This window comes from Mesomycoplasma ovipneumoniae (genome assembly GCF_030012565.1).
In the GTDB taxonomy this organism is placed as follows: Bacteria; Bacillota_I; Bacilli_A; order Mycoplasmatales; family Metamycoplasmataceae; genus Mesomycoplasma; species Mesomycoplasma ovipneumoniae_D.
Map to the genome: position 1 here is coordinate 678,863 of NZ_CP124621.1, position 22,466 is coordinate 701,328.

General features: G+C 27.6%; 14 protein-coding genes. 12 read left to right on the plus strand and 2 right to left on the minus strand.

Going from position 1 to position 22,466, the window contains the following annotated elements:
* Nucleotides 1-99: 99 nt before the first annotated feature.
* The 12 genes from QJQ40_RS02290 to QJQ40_RS02345 all read left to right on the plus strand — a co-directional run bounded on the left by QJQ40_RS02290 (nucleotide 100) and on the right by QJQ40_RS02345 (nucleotide 16,447).
* Nucleotides 100-1,161: a DUF3137 domain-containing protein gene (locus QJQ40_RS02290; protein WP_282861026.1), complete on the plus strand. Its 1,062-nt coding sequence runs from the start codon at nucleotides 100-102 to the stop codon at nucleotides 1,159-1,161.
* 69 nt (nucleotides 1,162-1,230) lie between these two features.
* On the plus strand, nucleotides 1,231-1,878 hold the full coding sequence (locus QJQ40_RS02295; RefSeq protein ID WP_069099522.1) for a LemA family protein: 648 nt from the start codon (nucleotides 1,231-1,233) through the stop codon (nucleotides 1,876-1,878).
* Nucleotides 1,879-2,190: 312 nt separating this feature from the next.
* Nucleotides 2,191-3,270 (plus strand): DUF3137 domain-containing protein, encoded by a 1,080-nt coding sequence (locus QJQ40_RS02300; RefSeq protein WP_282861027.1) that lies wholly within the window; start codon nucleotides 2,191-2,193, stop codon nucleotides 3,268-3,270.
* Between the two features lie 137 nt (nucleotides 3,271-3,407).
* Nucleotides 3,408-4,472 (plus strand): DUF3137 domain-containing protein, encoded by a 1,065-nt coding sequence (locus QJQ40_RS02305; protein WP_282861028.1) that lies wholly within the window; start codon nucleotides 3,408-3,410, stop codon nucleotides 4,470-4,472.
* Between the two features lie 932 nt (nucleotides 4,473-5,404).
* Entirely contained in the window at nucleotides 5,405-5,968 is a 564-nt protein-coding gene (gene efp, locus QJQ40_RS02310; RefSeq protein WP_044283931.1) for an elongation factor P, read from the plus strand.
* 1 nt (nucleotide 5,969) lies between these two features.
* Complete coding sequence (locus tag QJQ40_RS02315; protein WP_282861029.1) at nucleotides 5,970-7,889, plus strand: transketolase; 1,920 nt, start codon at nucleotides 5,970-5,972, stop codon at nucleotides 7,887-7,889.
* A 582-nt stretch (nucleotides 7,890-8,471) separates the two neighbouring features.
* Nucleotides 8,472-9,011, plus strand: coding sequence for a hypothetical protein (locus tag QJQ40_RS02320; protein ID WP_282861030.1), 540 nt, complete (start codon nucleotides 8,472-8,474; stop codon nucleotides 9,009-9,011).
* Nucleotides 9,012-9,243: 232 nt separating this feature from the next.
* On the plus strand, nucleotides 9,244-10,044 hold the full coding sequence (locus QJQ40_RS02325) for a hypothetical protein (RefSeq protein WP_282861031.1): 801 nt from the start codon (nucleotides 9,244-9,246) through the stop codon (nucleotides 10,042-10,044).
* A gap of 112 nt (nucleotides 10,045-10,156) precedes the next feature.
* Nucleotides 10,157-11,071, plus strand: coding sequence for a hypothetical protein (locus QJQ40_RS02330; protein WP_282861032.1), 915 nt, complete (start codon nucleotides 10,157-10,159; stop codon nucleotides 11,069-11,071).
* Between the two features lie 306 nt (nucleotides 11,072-11,377).
* Nucleotides 11,378-13,036, plus strand: coding sequence for an IS1634 family transposase (locus QJQ40_RS02335; protein ID WP_282860989.1), 1,659 nt, complete (start codon nucleotides 11,378-11,380; stop codon nucleotides 13,034-13,036).
* Nucleotides 13,037-13,693: 657 nt separating this feature from the next.
* Nucleotides 13,694-14,950: an IS256 family transposase gene (locus QJQ40_RS02340; RefSeq protein ID WP_282861033.1), complete on the plus strand. Its 1,257-nt coding sequence runs from the start codon at nucleotides 13,694-13,696 to the stop codon at nucleotides 14,948-14,950.
* A gap of 372 nt (nucleotides 14,951-15,322) precedes the next feature.
* The gene (locus QJQ40_RS02345) at nucleotides 15,323-16,447 is read left to right on the plus strand and encodes an IS256 family transposase (protein ID WP_282861034.1); all 1,125 of its coding nucleotides are present in this window, start codon (nucleotides 15,323-15,325) and stop codon (nucleotides 16,445-16,447) included.
* A gap of 119 nt (nucleotides 16,448-16,566) precedes the next feature.
* Here the strand turns inward: QJQ40_RS02345 and QJQ40_RS02350 are convergent, their stop codons facing one another.
* Nucleotides 16,567-19,500 (minus strand): P110/LppT family adhesin N-terminal domain, encoded by a 2,934-nt coding sequence (locus QJQ40_RS02350; RefSeq protein WP_282861035.1) that lies wholly within the window; start codon nucleotides 19,498-19,500, stop codon nucleotides 16,567-16,569.
* A 22-nt stretch (nucleotides 19,501-19,522) separates the two neighbouring features.
* Nucleotides 19,523-22,420, minus strand: a complete 2,898-nt coding sequence (locus QJQ40_RS02355) for a P97 family adhesin (RefSeq protein ID WP_282861036.1) — start codon at nucleotides 22,418-22,420, stop codon at nucleotides 19,523-19,525.
* Between the last annotated feature and the right edge of the window lie 46 nt (nucleotides 22,421-22,466).

Consider the following 22,466-nt stretch of genomic DNA (forward strand, 5'->3'; position numbering starts at 1 on the left):
AGTCACTTTTTAGTTATTTTTATTGAAAAATAGCTAAAAAGTGGATTAAAAAAGAATGTTTTACAATAATTCCTTTTAAAATTGAACCAAGGAGTAAAAATGAAAATAATAAATGATTATTTTAAATTTGAAGACTATAAAAACAAGGCAAAAGAGGAATTTCGGCCTAAATTAGACGACATTATCAAGAAAAAGCATTCAAAGACTCTTGAAAAACTTGCTGGAATACAAAGTGTGGCAAAAACACTTAATATTGTCTCGTCAATTTCATTCGTTTTAACTGTGATTGCTATGTTTGTTGCTGTCAATTACGTGCTAGGGATTGGTGGTATCATTTTAGCAGTTATTCCGGGAATAGTTGCAATTGCTTCTACTTTTTACTTAGGAGTCAAAAAAAGGGAAATTAGGAAAATCACCGATGAAGTTTCAAAAGACGTCCTAGAAAGTTTTAAGCCAGAAGTTGCTTACAAAGCTGCCTTTTCAATTTTAGATAAAGGAATGGATTATTTAGGTTTTAATCACCAAGCTAGCAACATTCTAATTTCAAAAAATGAAATTAGCAGACTTACTCCTGTTGAAATAATTGGCTCATCAAAGGCTTGAATTAGTGAAGTTAGACCTCTGAAAGAATTATTGATTGATGAAAAATTCCATGTTAGTTTTACAAATGTCCGCTGACAATGAAAAGAATGAAGAAACAAAGAAACTGTGATAAGGGAAAGTTTTACTGGAATTTTAAAAATTGATACTTCAATTTTAGGTGAAAAGGCATTTGATTTTAAACTTTTAAAACCAAGGGGCTGATTTTCTCAAAATGACAAAATCAAACTTGAAAACGAGGAATTTAACGAGGTTTTTAATCTAGAATCAAATGACAGATTTAAAATCAGAAAAATGTATACACCGCTTGCAATGGAACTTTCGCTAAAAAGATATTTTGACCGTGAAGGTGTTAAGGTTAGGGATGTTACCATTGAATCTTCAGGAAATGCGATCTATTTTACTTACAGATGTGACTGAAATTTTATGTATGTTGATTTTCCAACACATATAAAAACCGCTGATGATTTTATTAATCACATTTTCAACGATTTTTTACTTGACACTTACAGTTTGTATTATCTTTTGTGTCTTATTTACGTTACTTTGTATTTGGATTAGTTAAAAATATGATCTTTTTGAAAAAAATATGGTATAATTTGTAATTTAATTAATATTTAAAGGAAAAAAATGTCAAATTTATACAACCCTAAAAATGCTGGAAATATTGAAGGATTTGAACCTCGAATTGATAATGACTCCAAAAAACCGACTGTTTCAACAGCGGCTAAAGTTGCATTTTGAACTCTGGGGACTTTATTTTTATTTATTGGTCCAATTTATTACATTTCGCAAAAAAATAATTTTATGCGTCAACAGAATTTAATCAATGAATCAGCAGGTACAATCGAGGTTCAACTTGAGCAACGTAGTGCAACTTTATTGAAATTAGCTGACCAAGTTCGTTCATATCGTGAATATGAAAAATCAATTTTAAGCGATATTACAAGATTACGAAGTTTAAAATCAAACATAGAAAATGCTCAAGAAATTGAGAATTTAAACAACTCATTATTTGGTAGACTTATTGCAGTAAGTGAAAATTACCCAGAATTGCAAGCATCAAAAATTTATCAAGAATTAATTGAGCAAACGTCCTATTTAGAAAGAGAATTGGCGGCTGCAAGACGACTTTATAATAGCAATGTTAATTCTTTTAACACCGAAATTTTTGTCTTTCCTTCTTCAATTGTTGCATCTTCGATGAATTTAACAACCTACCCAATGTTTAGCGCAAGCAACCAAAATCGCCAAGATGTATCATTCAAAGATTTTTAATTTCTTATTAAAAAATACTCACAGCAAAAAAGCATCCTAAAAACAGACATAATTTCTCAATAAATTTATAATTCAAACAATATAAAATTTAAAAAACACACTTTTAGACAAATAATGTCCTTTTAAATCTAAGAAATATTTGCTTAAATTAGTTCTTCAGATTTTTTGAGATTATTTGTCTTATTTTTTTATATTAATTTACTTGTAATTTATAGCATTTTTTAGCTGTTTTTATTTAAAAATAACTAAAAAACCGGACTAAAAAAGAGTATTTTTATGATAATTCCTTTTAAAATCGCCCAAGGAGTAAAAATGAAAATAATAAGTGATTATTTTAAATTTGAAGACTATAAAAACAAGGCAAAAGAGGAATTTCTTCCCAAATTAGGTGAAATTGTCAAGAAAAAAAATTCAAGCTCACTTCAAAAAATTGCTGTATTACAAAAAGATTCAAAAAAACTTATCATTATTTTTTCAATTTCATTATTTTTAACTTTTATTATTGTTCTTAGTATTTCCTTGGCCGAAGTTGCATATATTACCTTAATTTTTGCAATTATTCCGGGAATAATTGCTTTTTTCTCTGCTTTTTACTTTTGAATGAAAAAGAAGGAAATTTGGTCAATCACAAATGAAATTTCAAAAGACGTCATAGTTAATTTTAAACCAGAAGATGCTTATAAAACAGCCTTTTCAATTTTAGACAAAGGAATGGATTATTTAGGTTTTTATGACCAACTAAACAACAATTTTCTAATTTCAGGAAATGAAGTTAGAAATTTTACTCCTGCAGGAACTATTGGCTCAGCAGATGCTTGAATTAGCGAAGTTAGACCTGTCAAACAATTATTAATTGATAAAAAATTCCATGTTGCATTTACAAATATCCACTGAGAATGAGAAGAAAAAATAGAAGACGAAGATGGAAAAGTTAAAACTGTGATAAGGCATAGTTATACTGGATTTTTAAAAATTGATACTTCAATTTTGGGCGAAAAAGCATTTAATTTTAAACTTTTAAAAGCAAGCGGTTGACCTTTTCAAAGAAACAAAATCAAACTTGAAAACCAATTATTTAACAAAGTTTTTAGACCAGTATCAAATGATAAATTGAAAATCAGAAAAATGTATACACCGCTTGCAATGCAACTTTCGCTAAAAAGATATTTTGACCGTAATGGCGTTAACGTTTCCGATATTTCCATTCAATCATTTCAAAATGCAATCTATTTTACTTACAGCTGCAACTGAAATTTTATGTATTTTAATTTTCCTAGGTCAATAAAAAGCGCTGATCATTTTATTAGTCGAATTTTCAACGATTTTTTGACTGACACTTACAGTTTGTATTATCTTTTATCTCTTATTTACACTACTTTGTATTTAGATTAGTTAAAAACATAATATTTTCAAAAAACCCTGTAATTTATAGCACTTTTTAGTTATTTTTTATTGAAAAATAACTAAAAAGTGGGAAAAAAAGAGTATTTTTATAATAATTCCTTTTAAAATTGAATCAAGGAGTAAAAATGAAAATAATAAATGATTATTTTAAATTTGAAGACTATAAAAACAAGGCAAAAGAGGAATTTCGACCTAAATTAGACGAAATTATCAAGAAAAAACATTTAAAGACTCTTGAAAAACTTGCTGGAATACAAAGAGTGGCGAAAAAACTTGATATTGTCTCGTTAATTTCATACATTTTAACTTCGGCTGGTATTTATGTTGCTATCAAATACAAGCTAGTGATTGGTGGCATCATTTTTGCAGTTATTTCCGGAATAATTGCAATTGCTTCTACTTTTTACTTAGGAATCAAAAAAAGGGAAATTAGGAAAATCACCAATGAAGTTTCAAAAGATGTCATAGATAATTTTAGACCAGAAGATGCTTACAAAACTGCCTTTTCAATTTTAGATAAAGGAATGGATTATTTAGGTTTTAATGACCAACCTAGCAACAACATTCTAATTTCAAAAAATGAAATTAGCAATCTTACTCCTGTTCAAATCATTGGTTCATCAAAGGCTTGAATTAGTGAAGTTAGACCTCTGAAAGAATTATTGATTGATGAAAAATTCCATGTTAGTTTTACAAATGTCCACTGACAATGAGAAGAAAGAAGAAAAAAAGAAACTATAACAAAGCAAAGTTTTACTGGAATTTTAAAAATTGATACTTCAATTTTAGGTGAAAAGGCATTTGATTTTAAGCTTTTAAAACCAAGTGGCTGACTTTCTCAAAAAGACAAAATCAAACTTGAAAACGAAGAATTTAACAAGGTTTTTAATCCACACTCCAGTGACAGATTGAAAATCCGAAAAATGTATACACCGCTTGCAATGGAACTTTCACTAAAAAGATATTCTGACCGCGATGGCGTTAAAGTTTTGAATGTTACCATTGAGTCTTCAGGAAATGCGATCTATTTTACATACAAATGCGACTGAAATTTTATGTATGTTGATTTTCCAACATCAATAAAAACCCCTGATGACTTTATTAATCACATTTTCAACGATTTTTTGCTTGACACTTACAGTTTGTATTATCTTTTGTGTCTTATTTACGTTACTTTGTATTTGGAGTAGTTAAAAACATAATATTTTTAAAAAAGCTTGTAATTTATAACATTTTTCAACTTTTTTAATTGATTTTTAAGTTAAAATATCATTAAAAATCAATTAAAAATACTAAACAGACAAATTTTTTTTCACTTTGTAGTTAGGTTTATATTCAACCAAATTTTTTAAAAAAAATAACTAAAAAGCATATAAATTGCTAAACTTGTTTTTATAGTGTTTGTACCGAGTTTCCCAGTTTGATGAGATAATCTTAAAAAAGTGTCCGGTTTTACGGCGTTTTTAACTTAAAAACCAAAATATGAAATATTTAAACTACCTTTTTTAGTTAAAACACTGACAAAAACATAAAAAAATACAACTACTATTTAAACTCAATGCAAATAGAAAACTCATTTTATTTAAATTGAGCCTAAAAAAACATATGAAGTTTTGAAAGAGCAATAACCAAAAGCCCTAAATTTATAGATTTCTAAACGGTTAAATTTAAGGCATTGCATCATATTTAAAAATATGACGGAAAATTCTCATTTTCTGATTTTTTTTAGACAAAAAACATAATTAATTCCCCCCTAATTCAATATCCAAATTTATTAATTATTCTTAAGTGATGTTCATTATAACATAATTTTATTTTAGACCAAACATTTTTTTTTTTTTTTTCAAAATGTTAATTTTAAAATAATAAAACTTAATATTTTAGTGTAAAAAAACGGATTTACGGGTATCTTTGTGAATTTAATTGACTAAAAAGTGAATTTTTGCCATCAAACTGTAAAGCTCAGGAACACACTTAAAAAGCATATAAATTACTAAACTTGTTTTTATAGTGTTTTTTGCTGTTTTAAATTTAATATACTTTATATTTTTAAATTTAATCGCTTTTTAAAATGAAATTTTATGGTATAATAGCTATTATTTCAAGTTTAGGAGGCGGTAAGATGATTAATGTTAATGAATTTCGACCTGGAATCACCTTTGAATTTGAAGGTGAAATTTTTGTCGTAATTTCAGCACAACATTCAAAACAAGGTCGCGGACAAGCGAACGTAAAAGCAAAAGTTAAAAATCTTCGCTCAGGAGCAACCACTATCAAAACATTTTCAGGTGGTGAAAGAGTTCAAAAAGCTCGTATTGACAAAATTACAATGGTTTTTCTTTATAATGAAGGTCAAAATAGTGTTTTGATGGATGATTCAACTTATGAGCAAATTAGTATTGATAATGAAAAAATAGCCTGAGAACTCAATTTTTTATCCGAAGGTGTTAAGGTAAAATTGCGTAAATTTAATGATGAAATTTTAGATATTGAACTTCCGCCGAAAATTGAATTAAAAGTTGCCTCAACATTTGATGCCGTAAAAGGTAATACAACAACAAATCCAACAAAAAGAGCAACATTAGAAACTGGTTTTGAAATTGATGTTCCTTTATTTATTAAAGAAGACGAAATTATAGTAGTCTCAACTGAAGAAGGAAAATACGTTTCAAGAGGAGGACAATAAAATGAATAACGACACTAAAATAACTAATGCAGCAGAATTGGAATCTAAAGAAAAAGTTGATAAATTCAAAAAAAAGTTTAAATATCTTGAAGAATTAAGTGTAAATTCCTTAAGAATTCACAGTAACGAAGCAATAAATAAGGCAAATTCTGGTCACCCTGGTGTTGCAATTAGTGCTTCAAAAATGATTTATGCACTTTTTCGTGATCATATAAATTTTGACCTCAGTGATCCAAACTGAATTAATCGCGACCGTTTTGTTTTATCTGCCGGTCATGCATCTTCGCTTTATTATTCACTTTTATATAGTTTAGGTTTATTAAAAAAAGAAGATCTTGAGAATTTTCGCCAAAAAAATTCAAAAACACCAGGACATCCAGAATACGGTCACACTGTTGGAATTGAAGCAACAACCGGTCCACTTGGTCAAGGAATTGCAATGGCCGTTGGAATGGCTCTTGCTCAGTCACATTTAAATGCAAAATTCAAAGAAATTAACCACTACACTTATGTAATTTGCGGGGATGGTGATCTTCAGGAGGGAATTTCCTATGAGTCACTTTCGCTAGCAGGACATTTAAAACTTAAAAATTTCATTGTTTTGTATGACTCAAATGATATTCAACTTGACTCACCAGTAAGCGTTGTTTTTAGCGAAAATATGAAACAACGAATTGAATCTCAAGGTTTATTTTACCAATTGGTGCCAAAAGATGATGTAAAATTGATCTCACAAGCAATTTCTAAGGCAAAAGCTTCCCGAAGACCAAGTTTTATTGAAATCAAAACTGTTATTGGTCAAGGTTCAACTAAACAAAACACTACCGAAGTTCACGGCGCTCCTCTAGGAGGCGACATTGTTAATTTAAAGAAAAATCTTAAATGAGAACACGAAGAAGATTTTTATCTTGACCCAGAAATTAGCAAACATTGGCAAAAAACACTTGTAAAAAGAACCCGTGCTAAAAAAGAAACTTTTAAAATTTCGCCAGAACTTGAAGAATTTTTACAAAAAGGTCAAAATATTAATTTAGAAATTGATTTAGACCTTCCTAAAAACCAGGCAACCCGGGCAACATCGTCTTTAATTCTTGACTATATTTCCAAAAAAGTTCCTTATTGAATCGGTGGATCGGCTGATTTATCAGTTTCAACAAAAGCAAAAGGTTCAGATGGTTATTTTAGTGACCAAAATTATCAAGGTCGAAACTTAATGTTTGGTGTTCGCGAATTTGCAATGAGCGCAATTGCAAACGGAATTGCACTTCATTCAGTTTTACGTCCTTTTGTTTCAACATTTTTTGTCTTTGCTGACTATTTAAAGCCCGCTTTAAGACTCTCCTCATTAATGAAATTGCCAGTAACTTACATTTTTACTCACGACTCACTAATGGTTGGCGAAGATGGACCAACTCACCAGCCAATTGAACAACTTGCAATGCTTAGATCAGTTCCTAATTTTGCTGTCTATCGTCCTGGTGATGAAAATGAGCTAAAAGGAGCTTATGAACTTGTTCTTGAAAACAAAGATAAACCTTGTGCAATAATTTTAACTCGTCAAAATATCAAATCATTCGCTGAATCAAAAGATAATTTCAAACTCGGAGCCTACTTAGCACAAAAAAGTGAATCCAAATGAGCAATTATTGCTACCGGTAGTGAGTTAGGGCTGGCAAAAGAAGTCGCTCAAGAATTAGACCTAAATTTAATATCCTTATCAAATTGACAAAACACACCAATTTGAGATCCAAATTTTGCAATTTCACTTGAATTAGCTTCTACTTTTGGTTGAAAAGCACATGCAAAATATAATTTTGGTCATGATACCTTTGGAATGTCAGCCCCAGCAGAAGACATTCTTGATGAAATTGGATTTCGAAGCAAAGATCTTGTTGAAAAAATTAAAAAAATTATTGCCTAATTTTTTTAATTAGCATATTAATTTACCACTGTTGTTTTTTTTGAATTTTGAAAAATTCTAATAAAAAATTAGTTTTTTAGACTTGAAAAAATAATTTTAACTAACAATTTAATAAGAAAAACAAACCTGATGGTAAAAAAAATGCCTTATCTGCAATAGATTTTTACAAACAGTTATTTCATTAGGTTAATTAATAAAATGAACTTTTGGTCAAGAACAGAAAAATTTCTAAATCTTAAAATACCAAAAAAATTTTCAATAATTCCGTTTTTATCTAATCTTGTGTATTTTTGACTTTTTTATTATTTAGTTTTTCAGTTTAACCCCAACAAGCAAAAAAGGCATTATTTTTTTCTTATTTTACTTTACTTAATAAGCTACCCCTTTCCTTTTTTTGTGCTTGTTTCAGTACTGAGTGTAACTGATGATGGTGATTTTTTAAGATTTTTTTATTTGAAAATTTTTAACAAGTATTTTTTAGTACATTTGTTTGAAATAATTACTTACTTAATTTTTTATTTCCCATATTCATATGTTTGTAGTTTTTTACAAAAAATATTCCATTTTTATTTAACAAAAAAAGTGAAACAAAAATTAGGTCGACTAAATCCAGAAAATAAATTCAATTTTTTAACTAATTTTGATTATGATAAATATTATAAATTTGCATGTAAAAGAGAGCTTTATTCACGTTATTTTGAAACAAATAATTGACATAAATATGATCAAATTGTTGAAAATATTATTAAGTCAATAAATAATTATAGATGATACCGCGAAGGCTATGTAGCCAGATATTATTCTCATATAATCTTGCAAATTTTTTTGTTTAATTCTGAAAATTCAGAATTAAAAATCAATCAAAAAAACTGAAAATATTTTTTAATAATCTATTTTATTTTTACAACACTACATTTCATATTTTCATGATACTCTATATGACTGTTTTTTGGATATGTTACTTGAAGAGAGACAAATACTGAGGATTTTTATAAAGAACTTTTTGAAAGTACTGTTGTTTTTGTTATGCCATTAATGTTTCTTGGGATGGGTTATGTTTTTATTCCTAGACTTTTTTATTATCCAAAAACGTGAGTAACATATTGACTATTTGAAAGCTAAAAATTACTGTAATTAAGTTTTAAGCAACTTAAAAAAGGCAAATTATAAGTAAATCAATATAGTTTTTAGACTTTTATATAAATTAGCGCTACTTTATTCAAGAGAATTTAAAATGCATTTTTGATCAACAGTTGAAAAATTTCTAAATCTTAAAATACCAAAAAAATTTTCAATAATCCCGTTTTTATCTAATCTTGTGTATTCTTGGCTTTTTTATTATTTAGTTTTTCGGTTGAACCCTAACAAGCAAAAAAGACATTATTTTTTTCTTGTTTTGCTTTGCCTAATAACTTACCCGTTTCCATTTTTTGCGCTTGTTTTAGCGCTGAGTGTAACTCATAATGTTGATTTTTTAAGATTTTTTTATTTGAAAATTTTCAACACGTATTTTTTAGCGCATTTGTTTGAAATAATTACTTACTTAATTTTTTATTTCCCATATTCATATGTTTGTAGTTTTTTACAAAAAATATTCCGTTTTTATTTAATAAAAAAAGTAAAACAAAAATTAGGCCAACTAAATCCGGAAAATAAATTTGATTTTTTAACTAACTTTGATTATGATAAATATTATAAATTTGCATGTCAAAGAAAACTTTATTCACCTTATTTTGAACAGATAAATTGATATAAACCTGATCAAAATGTTGAAAATATTATTAAGTCAATACACACTCATGATTGATTTCAAGGCTATGTAGCCAGATATTATTCTCATATAATCTTGCAAATTTTTTTGTTTAATTCTGAAAATTCAGAATTAAAAATCAATCAAAAAAAATGAAAATATTTTTTAATAATCTATTTTATTTTTACAGCACTACATTTCATATTTTCATGAGCCTCTATATGAGCGTTTTTTGGGCATGCTCTTTGAAGCAAGTCAAATACTGAGGATCTTTATAAAGGACTTTTTGAAAGTAATGCTATTTTTATTATACCATTGATGTTTCCTGCGATAGGTTATAGTTTTATTCCTAGACTTTTTTATCATCCAAAGACGTGAGTAACATATTGACTATTTGAAAGTTAAAAATTACTTTAATTGAGTTTTAAGCAACTTAAAAAAGGCAAATTATAAGTAAATCAATATAGTTTTAGACTTTTTATAAAAATTAGCACTACTTTATTCAAGGAAATTTAAAATGCATTTTTGATCAACAGTTGAAAAATTTCTAAATCTTAAAATACCAAAAAAATTTTCAAAAATTCCGTTTTTGACTAATGCTTTGTATTTTAGACTTTTTTCTTTTTTAGTTTTTAAATTTAATCCTAATAAGCAAAAAAAGCATTATTTTTTACTTGCATTACTTTACTTGATAAGTTTTTCGCTACCTTTTTTTGTAGTTGTTTTAGCATTAATTTTAAGTCCTAATATTGATTTTTTAAGGGTGCCATATCTTAAAACTTTTAATAATTATTTGATTACACTGGCTTTTGAAATAAGTACTTATTTAATTTTTTATATTCCATACACGTATTTTTGTGGATTTTTGCAAAAAGTATTCCATTTTTATTTAGCAAAAAAAGTAAAACAAAAATTAGGCAGGCTAAGCCCGCATAATAAATTTGATTTTTTAACTGACTTTGATTATAATAAATATTATAATTTTGCTGTAGGGCGTGTAACTTACTTTAGATCTGGGGTAAGTAAAACTGATAAAAATGATCCTAACAAAATTATAAAAAATATTCTCGCAACATTTGAAAGTAGAGTTAACATATTTATTCCTGGTAGAATTTTTTCTAGATATTATGCCCAAATAGTTTTGCAAGTTTTTTTATTTAATAGTCAACATCAAACATTAAAAATTGATGAAAAATACTGAAAAGTTTTCCTTTTTATCCATTTTATATACTTTGTTATTGATTATGGTTTACTTTTATTCATATTTTGATTAACCGTTGAATTTTTTAGAGCAACTATAATAGTTGATCTTCAATTCAATAGATTTTTATTGTTTACTGCTTTTCCCCATATTGTTCAACTTGCTTTTTTTATAATTGTATATTCTATAAAACCTTTGGGCTATGATGCCATTTTTAAAAGTATGAGTTAATGATTCTAAAAACAAGGCGATAAATTAGCCTTTTTTTATTATTTTTAGTTCAGATTTATAATACTTAAAATTCCTAAATCATTAGAGATTTTAATTATTTTTTATTAAACTTGTGATTGGCTCTTGACAAATTTAGAAGGTTTCTTATCCTGAGTTTCCCAGTTTGAAGGCAAAAATTCACTTTTTAGTGAATACAAATATAAAAAAATACCGGTAAATCGGTATTTTTTTATCGTAAAACCTTATTTTTTATTAATTCCGTTTAATTACATTTTTAAATTAATTTTTATGGTATAATTATAAATTATGAAAAAACAAAATTTGGTTTTATTTAATGTTTGAGGAAACTCGAAAGATAAACTATATAAATATGTTGGCTGAACACAAGGTTACGGTAAAGCTCCAAAACGGTGATTTAGTTTAGGAAATGTGCAAAATTTGGAAAAAATTAATCCAAATGCTATTCAAATTATCAAAGAAAAGTTGAAATTGTTTTCAAATTTAGATGACATGAATAAAGTCAAGATTGCTTTGCTTGATTCTATTAAAAATTCCACCATAATCGAAGGTTCGGTTTTTGTTGGTGGGGAATTAATTGAAAAACTTATTGAAAAGCACAATATTTTTGAATCACTTCCTAAAAGTAGACATAAAAATATGAAAGAAATTTTTAACTACTTAATTTCAAAACGGATCACTGATCCTGGCAGCATTATTAATGCTTTTGATAAAAAAGATGACTACTCAAATCAAATAAATACTTCCAAAAATAGCTTTTATAGACTCTTAGATCTTGTCTTTGAGTCACAAAATCAACTTTTAAATAGTGTCAACAAAATGGTAACAAGTGAACTTGGAAAAAGGGACAATGAATTTTATTTTGACTCATCAACAGTCTATTTTGAGACATTTGAAAGAAATGGATTAAGAATTCCTGGTTATTCTAAAGATGCTAAATTCAAAGAAGACCAAATTGTCATTGGCTTAGCGTGTGATAAAAATGGTATTCCTTTTCATATTAAAGTTTTTAAAGGAAATACAGCCGATTCTAGTACATTAATCCCTTTTGTATTAGATGTTGAATCCAAATATAATATCAAAAATATGACAATAATCGCTGATCGCGGCATGTCAACTGCTGCAAATATTCGATTTCTTGAATCAAGAAACTATAATTTCATTATTTCTTATCGTGCAAAGGTAGGAACTCAAAAATTTAAAAATTATTTACTAGATCCTAGCGATTATGTTAATGTAAGTGCGGATTTTAAGTATAAAAAAGAAGAATTTTATTCATCTTATAAGAATAAAAGATACACCGAAAATATTAGAAGAAGAATTATTACTTACAGTACAAAAAGAGCGATAAAAGACAGAAAAGCTCGCGAAGAGCAAATCCAAAGTTTTATCAAAAAACAAAATAAAGACGGTTTTATCGAGGTAAACAAATTGTTTGGTAAAAAACCTAAATATTTTAAGGAAATTTCAAACATGAAATTTGAATTAGATCAAAGTAAAATTGACAAAGACAAACAGTTTGATGGTTACTATGTTTATGAAACAAATATGCTAAATTTGAACGTCTTAGACATAGTTGAAAAATACCAAAAACAGTGGAATATTGAAGCTAATTTTAGAAGTCTAAAAGGTTTGTTGAATATTCGGCCCGTATTTTTAAGAATTGACGAGCATATCCTAGCTCATACACTTTTGTGTTTTATCTCGCTAGTTATTTTAAAAACTATAATCTTTAAAATCAACAAACATATCAGCGATAACAAGTTATTTGAAAACAATCAATTAACTGAGGTTGGTTTAGTAACGATGTTACAAAAATTGAGACAAAGGGTTGAATTTAACACTTTAGATCAGCAAATGATATTTAAAAATCGCGATGGTGTCCCTAGTGATCCGAATATTTGAAATAGGTACGATTTTTACTTTAATATCTTAATAAATAGGTAAAAAAAATTGTAATTAACTTTTAACAAAAAATTTAAAAAACTGCCTAAAACCAGATGCTTTTTTAAAATTACCTTATGAAACTGGGAAACTCGGGAGAAGGTTTCTTATTTTCCCGAGTTTCCCAGTTTGATGAGATAATCTTAAAAAAGTGTCCGGTTTTTCGGCGTTATTAACTAAAAAAGCAAAATTATGAATTTTTAAACTACTTTTTTAGTTTAAAACACTAACAAAAATCATAAAAAATACAACTGCTATTTAAACTCAACGTAAATAGAAAACTCGTTTTTACTTACACCGAGCCTAAAAAAAATATATGGAAGTTTTGAAAGAACAATAATTAAAAGCCATAAATTTATAGATTTCTAAACGGTTAAATTTATGGCATTCCATCATATTTAAAAATATAATGGAAAATTCGCATTTTCTGATTTTTCTATGCAAAAAACATAACTAATCCCCCTTAATTCAATATTAAAATTTATTAATTATTCTTAGTGTGATTTATTATAACAGAAATTTTTTTAGACCAAGCATTTTTTTTTTTTTTTACAAAAGGTTAATTTTAAAATAATAAAAATTAAGATTTTACGGTAATATTCAGTATTTTGTGTCTAAGCTAAATCTGTTTTGATAAAATTTATCATAAAGGACCAAAATATGAAAAAACAGCAAAAAACATTATCCCCATTGCAGTTGGAAGCTAGAAGAATTGCTAGCAAATACGCTGATTATAAAAAAATAACAAAAGAAGATTTTCACAACGAAATTTCGCATATGTTTAAAACTTTTGCTGAGGAGCTCTTAAATGCGGAATTAAGCCTATATTTAGGCTATGAAAAAGGCGACCGAAGCAAAAACGGTGCGAATAAATCGAATAAGCGAAACGGGTTTTCGGCCAAAACTGTGAATTATGAAAATGATAATATTCGTCTAAAAATACCAAGAGATCGAAATGGCACTTTTGAGAACAAATTCATCGGTAAATACGAAACAAATTTAGGTAATATCGAAGAACAAGTGTTTTCGCTTTTTGCATCAGGGATGTCATATGAAAATATAGTTGACACAATAAAAAATATCTATAAAAAAGAAGTAAGTAACGCCTGAATTTCTTCAATTACTGACAAATTATTGCCTGAAATTGAAAAGTGAAAATCGCAAAAAATTGATAATTCCTATCCAATTTTGTACATTGATGGGATGTTTTTTAATGTCAAAGAAAACGGTGTTTTTGTCAAGAAATCACTTTATCTTATTCTTGCAATTGATTGGCGGGGGAATAAAAAAGTACTGGGATTTTGGATTAAAAATACCGAATCAGCAAGTAATTGACTTGATGTTTTTAGTGAACTAAAAACTCGTGGGCTGGAAGATGTTCTAATAATTTCTTGCGATAATCTAAGCGGAATTAGTCAGGCAATTGAAGCGGTTTTCCCGCAAACAGATGTTCAAAAATGTGTTGTTCACCAAATTAGAAACTCGCTTTTAAAAGTTTCCTACAAGCACAAAAAAGAGTTTGCCCAAGATATGAAAAGTATTTATCAAGCGATTAATCAAGAATCTGCAATGAAAAATCTTGATGAATTTGCGGAAAAATGAGGCCAAAAATATCCATCAATTATCAAGTCTTGGTATACAAACTTCGTTGAATTAACGACATTTTTTAAATATCCATATGAATTGAGGCGAGCAATTTATACTACAAATACAATTGAATCAGTAAATAGATTAATTAGGAAAAATACAAAAACAAAAGGCGGAATTCAGAGTGTAAATTACCTTTCAAAAATAACTTTTTTAACGCTCCAAGACGCATCTATAAAATGACAAAGGCAGGTAAGGGATTGAGATACAATTAAAAAACAATTAGAAATTATTTTCCCTAATCGATTAAATAATGTAAAATTAGATTAGATTTCTATTTGAAAAAATCCATAAAACTTAAAACACAAAATTATGAACACTCCCGATTTTACCGTCAAAAAAACGAATTTATGGGTGTTTTCACATTTTTATACCCAATAAAAAGTGAATTTTTGCAATCAAACTTGCAAACTCAGGATTAGCAAAATTAATTTTATCTTTCAAAGTAATTCTTGGACAATTCAAAAAGTAAGTCAGAAATGCTAAAAAAGTTAAAAGAATAACCATAAATAATATATAATAAATAAAATAATCGAATTTTCTCTATAATTTACTTGATTTATCGAAAAAATTGGGAATATTAAATATTTTGTGTTTTAAGGTAAATCTGTTTTGATAAAATTTATCATAAGGGACTAAAATATGAAAAAAAAGCAACAACAATTATCCCCACTTGAGTTAGAAATTAAAAAAATTGCTAAAAAATACGTTGATAATAAAAAATTAAAAAAAGAAGATTCTCACAACAAAATCTCGATTATATTTGAAACTTTTATTCAAGAACTCCCAAAGGCGAAATTAAGCCAATATTTAGCCTATGAAAAAATCAAACGAAACAAAAATTTATACAATACCGAAGAGCAAGTACTTTACCTTTTTACATCAGGGATGTCATATGAAGATATTGCTAATACAATAAAAGATATCTATGAAAAGGAAATAAGTATTGACCGAATTTCTTCAATTACTGACATATTATTACCTGAAATGGAAGAGTGAAAATCGGAAAAAATTGACAATTCCTATCCAATTTTTTACATTGACGGAATGTTTTTTTATGTTAAAGAAAACGGTGTTATTGTCAAAAAATCACTTTATTTTATTATTGCAATTGATTGGCAGGGTAATAAAAAACTACTGGGATTTTGGATTCAAAATAGCGAATCAGCAAGTAATTGACTTGATATTTTTAGCGAACTAAAAACTCGCGGACTGGAAGATGTTCTAATAATTTCTTGTGATAATCTAAGCGGAATTAGTCAAGCAATTGAAGCACTTTTCCCGCAAACAGATGTTCAAAAATATCTTATTCACCAAATTAGAAACTCGCTTTTAAAAGTTTCTAACAAAGACAAAAAAGACTTTGCCTATGATATGAAAAAGATTTATCAAGTGAATTGAGCAATTAATCAACAATTTGCAATGCAAAATCTTGATGAATTTTCGAAAATATGAGGGCAAAAATATCCTTCAATTATAAAGTCTTGGTATGATAATTTCGCTGAATTAACGACATTTTTTAAATATCCAAATCAATTAAGGGAAGCAATTTATACGACAAATTCAATTGAATCATTGAATAAATTAATTAGGAAAAATACAAAAACAAATGGTGAAATTCAAAGTGTTAATTACCTTACAAAAATAGCTTATTTAACGCTCCGGAACGAATCAATAAGATGACTAAGATTAAGAAATTGAGACATAATTAAAAAACAATTAGAAATTATTTTTCCTAATCGATTAAATAATGTAAAATTAAATTAGATTTCTATTTGAAAAATCCATAAAAATTTAAAACACAAAATTATGAACACTTGCAATTTTGTTGCTAGCTATAAAAAAACCTCGTTTTTACGAGGCTTTTTTATAATTAAAATTTGTGATTAGGCATATTCAGATCTAAATTTTTCAAAAAGTTTGTTATATTCCTCTTCAGTTTGAGGTGTGTCAAATAAAACAAAACCTTTAAAGGTGATTCCAGTTTCAGATCTTGAAAGTGGTAATTTGTCGATTTGTTCTTGGATTTTTGATTTGGTGGTTCCAAAAGTAAAACCTTTTTCAAAATTAATTTTTGCACCTTCTGGTATTTCGCGACTTCAGGTAAATCTCGGTTTTTTAGCATCATCAGATTCGGTAGAATAAAACTTCATATTCATAATTGATTTGCCATCTTTTTTTTGAACATCCACGCCTAAAATAATAGTGGATTCAGAATTATTAAGAAAATCTTGAAAATCTGAGTGAGGATTTTCTGGTTGGAATGCCACTCCAATATTCATACGTTCATCAGTGTAAATTATAATTCTACCATTATATGTCGTTTGAAATCCATCTTTATTGGGATTAGAAACTTTAGATGGCGGTTTAGGGACAAAATCAGCACCAATTTCAAAAACATCGTCCAGATAGCGATTCTTTTCAATAACTAAATTAAAATCATTTGCTTCTTCACCTGTTTTTAGTAAAAAATATTGGATCAAATTTGACTTAGGCAATTTTTTTGGTTTAAAAGCATAAAAGAAGGAAGTGCCGTCTTCTAATTTTAGATCTGTGTTGTTATTTACAGTTTTATCCAAAGAAATTCCGCCTTCGGCTAGATAAATACCTTGTTCTTGTTCATCAATATGAACTTTTTCTTTTGATTTATCTGAAGGAGCTGGATTTGCCTTAAATCTAAAATTTGGATTATTAACGGCTGAAATTGATTTTACAACTTGCTGTTTTTGGCCATTTAAAGATTCTTCTTCTGTTTCAACATTAGTTTTTCAATCTAAAAATAGGTGAGTTTTGACGCTATCAGAAAAAGATTTATAAAGTTTATTTTCTTTATTTACATCGTCAAGTTCAATTGTTAGATTTCTTTCAATTCCATTAGGGGTTTTAATCTTAAGATTTATTTCATAAGTCTCATCTTTATGATCTGCAGAAAAAGAAATAGAAGTGCCTTCAGGAAGATCAGCTTTTTCAAGATTTTCAAGAAGTTTTCTTAGGTAATCACCTAGTAAGGATTGTTGATTTGGAGAAGTGGTTGGGCTTGGAGCTGGGGTTGGGGCTGGATCTTGACTAGTAGAAGGACTTGAATCTGAACTAGGAGGAGGGGTTGGGGCTGAAGAAGGTGCTGCGCTTGAAGAGGAACTTGCATCCTCTGTATCTTGGAATAAGGTTGGTAAAGCGCTAACATCTGCAACAACTGATGTAGAAGTATCTGAACCTTCAGTACCCTGATCAGCACCTGGAACAGCGCTTGGAGTTATTGGAGTTTGATTAATTTTATTGCTTTTTGTTGCAAAAAAATTAAGAGCCTCGAAAAAAGGTTTTAGTTGAGTTGTTATATCTTTTATATCGTAAGGTTTATTCAAAAAAGGTTTGATTTTATCATCAATTGTTGAAGCAAAAACTGTAATTGGCAAATCTTTCTTGATTTCAAAGCTTAAATTGTCAATATCTTGTGATCCTTGTTGATCAAAACTCTCAATTGCATTTTTAAAATATGCACCATAAATTTCTTCGGTTGTATCAAATTCTAGTTCAAAATTGAAAGTATAAGTATTATCTTCGCCAAGTTTTAAACCTAAAGGAAGTGATGTTTCTTCAGTAAAATTACCTTCAAGATTTAGTCCGACATTGATAATATTAGAATTTTTAGGATTATTTTTGTTTTCTTTTACTGAAAAAGCGGCACTTTTTGGATCAAAATTAGGGATTAAATTTTTAATTTCTTCTAGAAATGTTTTATTTTCATTTGAATTTTCGGTTGTATTTGAACCTGAATTTGAAGTAAATCAAGAATTAAACTGCTGAAGATTTAAATTTTGAGGATTTTGAGCAAAATATTCTGATAGACTAAGCTTATTTTGTGCTAAATGTTTAGAAATTGCTGAGCTAAATTTATAATTTTTCTTAAAAATTTTTAATAATCCAGAAGATTTTTTTTGGTCAGTTTTCTTAGGAACATCGACAAAATTAAGTGTTAATTTGCTACTTTTTTGTGTTTTTTTATCAACTAAACTTAATGCTAAGTCAATTTTATTGTCAACATCGTCAATATTTGTAAAATTTAATTTTTCTTGTTGCAATTCAGGTTTTATTTCAAAATTGGAAGGAAAAACAAAAACCGGTTCAGAATTTATGTTGAACGAAATTCCGCCAAATTTAGAAAATGTTGCAAACAGTGCTGAACTTGAATTTTTTGTTTTTTCAAAATTTTCCTTAAATTCATTATAAAACAAAATAGCAATTTCGGTTGCGGTTTTTCCTTCTAAAAAATCTTGATTTAAAAGGCTAATTGATGCACTCAAATTTTGAGCTGAAAAATTCAAGGTTTTATCTTGATCTGAAAAATCTAAGTCAAAACTTGCTGTATAATTTATACTTTTGCTTGAATTTGAAATATTAACGGCAAGATTTTTTATCTTGTTTGACTCAATTTTTACTTCTGATTGGCTCCTTGGAACAACCAATCTGAAATTTAAATCTGGATATTTTTGACTAATTTGACTAAAGTCAATTGCATTATTTAAGTCAAAATTGTATGCTTTATCAAAATGCAAATTTAGCGCATCAGAAGCGCTTAATTTTTTAGCAAATTTTGACTTAAGTTTTAAATTAGCAACTAAACTATCAAATTCAGTCGTGTTAAATTCTGAATTAACATTTAGATTTATAGCATTAGCTAGTTTTTCGTCAAATTCTGATAATTTTGAATTATAATTTTTTGACTGTAAGGAGATTAAATAAGGAACACTGGCAGAAATACTAACGACCGCGCTAACTCCAATAATTGCAAAAATTATATGATTTAATTTAATCTTTTTCATAATAATTTCCTTTAAAATCTTATTATTTTAATAATAAGGAGGTTGTATACTCCATGATAATAACGCGGATAGGTTGACTTGAGAAATTTTGAGGATTCTTTTTATCATAAAGATATAAAAATAAATTATGTTGAACTTGACTTCCAGTGTTAGGAATTTTCTCAAGTACACCGGTAATGTCACCGTCAGTAGTTTGTGAGGATGCGTCTGCAGTGCCTGCTGTTTGATTCTCTTTTGCTTTTTTCATTGCATAAAAGCCTAAATCTTTGTGTTCTGAGGTTAAATAACTACTAAAAGGTAGTTTTTCTACTTCTTTATCAACAGATACTGGCTCGTTTTCCTTTGATTTTGAGACAGCGAGATTGATTTGGGTTTTAAAATCTTCAAAATCTTTCTTGGTTAAGAAAACTATTTGTGAATTTGGTGAAAAAGTTGAGGCAATTTCATCTAATTTATCAACTTCATCGCTTAAAAGTTTATTATCAGGGTTGATTTTTAGTTCAATTTCTGATTTTTTTGTTTGATAAATAACGCTAACTAGATCACCGTTTTTATCAACTGGACCAATATTGTATCAATATTTTACTTTTAAATCTTTTTCACTAGATTTTCCTAAAGCATCAACATTTGTTAAATTAGGTTCCAAGCTAAATTGAATTTTGTAGTTAAAATCCTTACCAAAATTACCAGTAAAAAGTTTTTGACTCTTTTGTTTTGAATAAGCTAATGAATAAAAAGCTGCAAGAAAATCGGTGAGATTTTCGATGTTATTTTTATTGTCTGTGCTTGAAAAATTAGGTTTAGTAAATTGATTTGATAGTAATTCGATCTGTTTTATAAAATATTCAGGACTAAAAGATGAATTTGTTTTCATCAAATTAAGTGTATTTTTAAGCTCATTATTAATGTAAAAGCCATTTTCAAGAGGTTTTTCAGTATTTAAAAAACCATAGTTAAATGAAAAAAGTCAAACTGTTGGCTCACCAGCTTCATCATTAATTTGACCACGTGGCTGTTTTGTAGGCTTAATTTTAATTTCACTTAATTTTTTAAATAATTCATTACTATTAGAATTTTCTGGCCAGTTTGTTTCAGAAGTTATTAATCCAAAATGTTTAAGATAATCAAATCAATATTTTGCAACAAAACTAATGTCTTGTTTTGATAAAAATGACAAAAATTGTGAAATTTTCTCGTCGGTATTAAAATAATTAGAATAAATTGATGTTATACCTTTAGAGGCGGCATCATCAATGTTTGAATTTTTAATTAAATCTTCAACAGTTGGCAAATTATAACTGTCAACCATTGATTTTAATTGGGCTTCATCAAATCTAAAACCATAATAACGGGAATTTTGAAGAACTTTCTTTAATTTTTCAAAATTATTTGTTTGAATTAGTGCTAATAATTCCTCTTTTGGAATCCCTTTTTGATTATCTTTTCTAACAAATTCTTGGACTTTTGGTTCAATAGTCAAACCACTTTTCTTAATTGAATCTGCAAAATCAGGATCATTTTGAGCTAATATTTCAAAATTTTTAATACTTTGAGAAAATTTTTTTATAGCAACAATTTTATCATTTCTTTTATCTTTTATAACAATATCACCATTAATTTGGGCAACAACATTGTTATCTTTAAAGTCTAAATTGACTTGTTCAGTGTCTAGTTTTATTTGAACATCTAAAAATTTTGAAATTTGGTTAAAATTTAAATTTGCTAGTTTATTTTCGAATCTAATTTTTGATATTAGTGGTGTTTTGACAATTTTTTCAATAAGTGAATTAAGAAAATCAGCACGATTTTCTTTGGTTGCAAAAATTTCATTATTATAGTAATTTAGAAAATCTCATCCTGTAATTAAAGTTGAATTATTTTGACTAAAATTATTTATTGCAAAATAATCACTGTCAGAAAATTCGCTTAAAACAATATCATCACTAATTGACTTATCAAGGAAAGAATTACTTAAATTGAGTTGAGTAGTAAGGAAAAATTTGGAATCTTTGTTAAAATCAGCGGCAATTTCCTTTGAAAAATCAGAAGAAAACTGGGCAACAAAGGTCAATTTATAAACCCCTGGAGTTGCAGTTTTTACTAAATATCGATCGGTTATAATTTGATCTTTTACCAAATTTATATCATAGCGAGGTTTTTTAGTGCCACTTTCAGATTCAAAGTAAAAGCTTTTATTGCTAAAAATTTGTGAAATTATCTCATCAAGGTTAAAATATTTGTTAATAATTTCTCTAGCTTCAGTGTCATTTTTTGTGCTATTAACTTCTTTTTGGAAATCTTCAATTGAAATTAGCTTTGTTAATTCTTTTTTAAATGAAAAATTAACCTCACTATTTGTGTAAGGTCTTAATTTCTTGAGCTGGTCTTCTGAGTAAGTTGAAAAATTAGAAAGTGAGTAATCTGGAACGTAATTATAAGCAACTTTTTGTTTAAATAAGTCAGAAATTGCTGTTTTATTGTCATCTAATTTTTGTGAAACTCGCCAAAAAACCTCGAATGTTTGCTCATTGTCGTCAGGTTTGATATCAAAAATTTCCAATTTGAAAGGTTTTCAATTATGATCGGTTGAAAAATTAACGGGAATGCTAGAGTTATTAGTCTGGTAAAAATCAAAAAAATCTATTAAATCAATGTCAGTTTTTTTGGTATTATCGTCGTTCAAAAGTTTCTTTTTTAGATCTAAATAGTCTGAATTAGCATTTAAATATTTATCCTTTATACTAATGAAAGAAATTGATTTTGCTTGGTTTTGCACATCAATTCGTGGGTTTTTTAGTTCTAAATTTGCAAAAACAACTAGCGGAACGGCAATAATTGCTCCACCAGCAAGAGTGCTTAGCCCTAAAAGAAAAATATTTTTTTTAGTTAGTAGTTTTTTAGTGATTGTACTTTTCGTCACCTTTCCTCCTATGTATTCTATAAAAAATTTTAACAAAAAAAAAAAA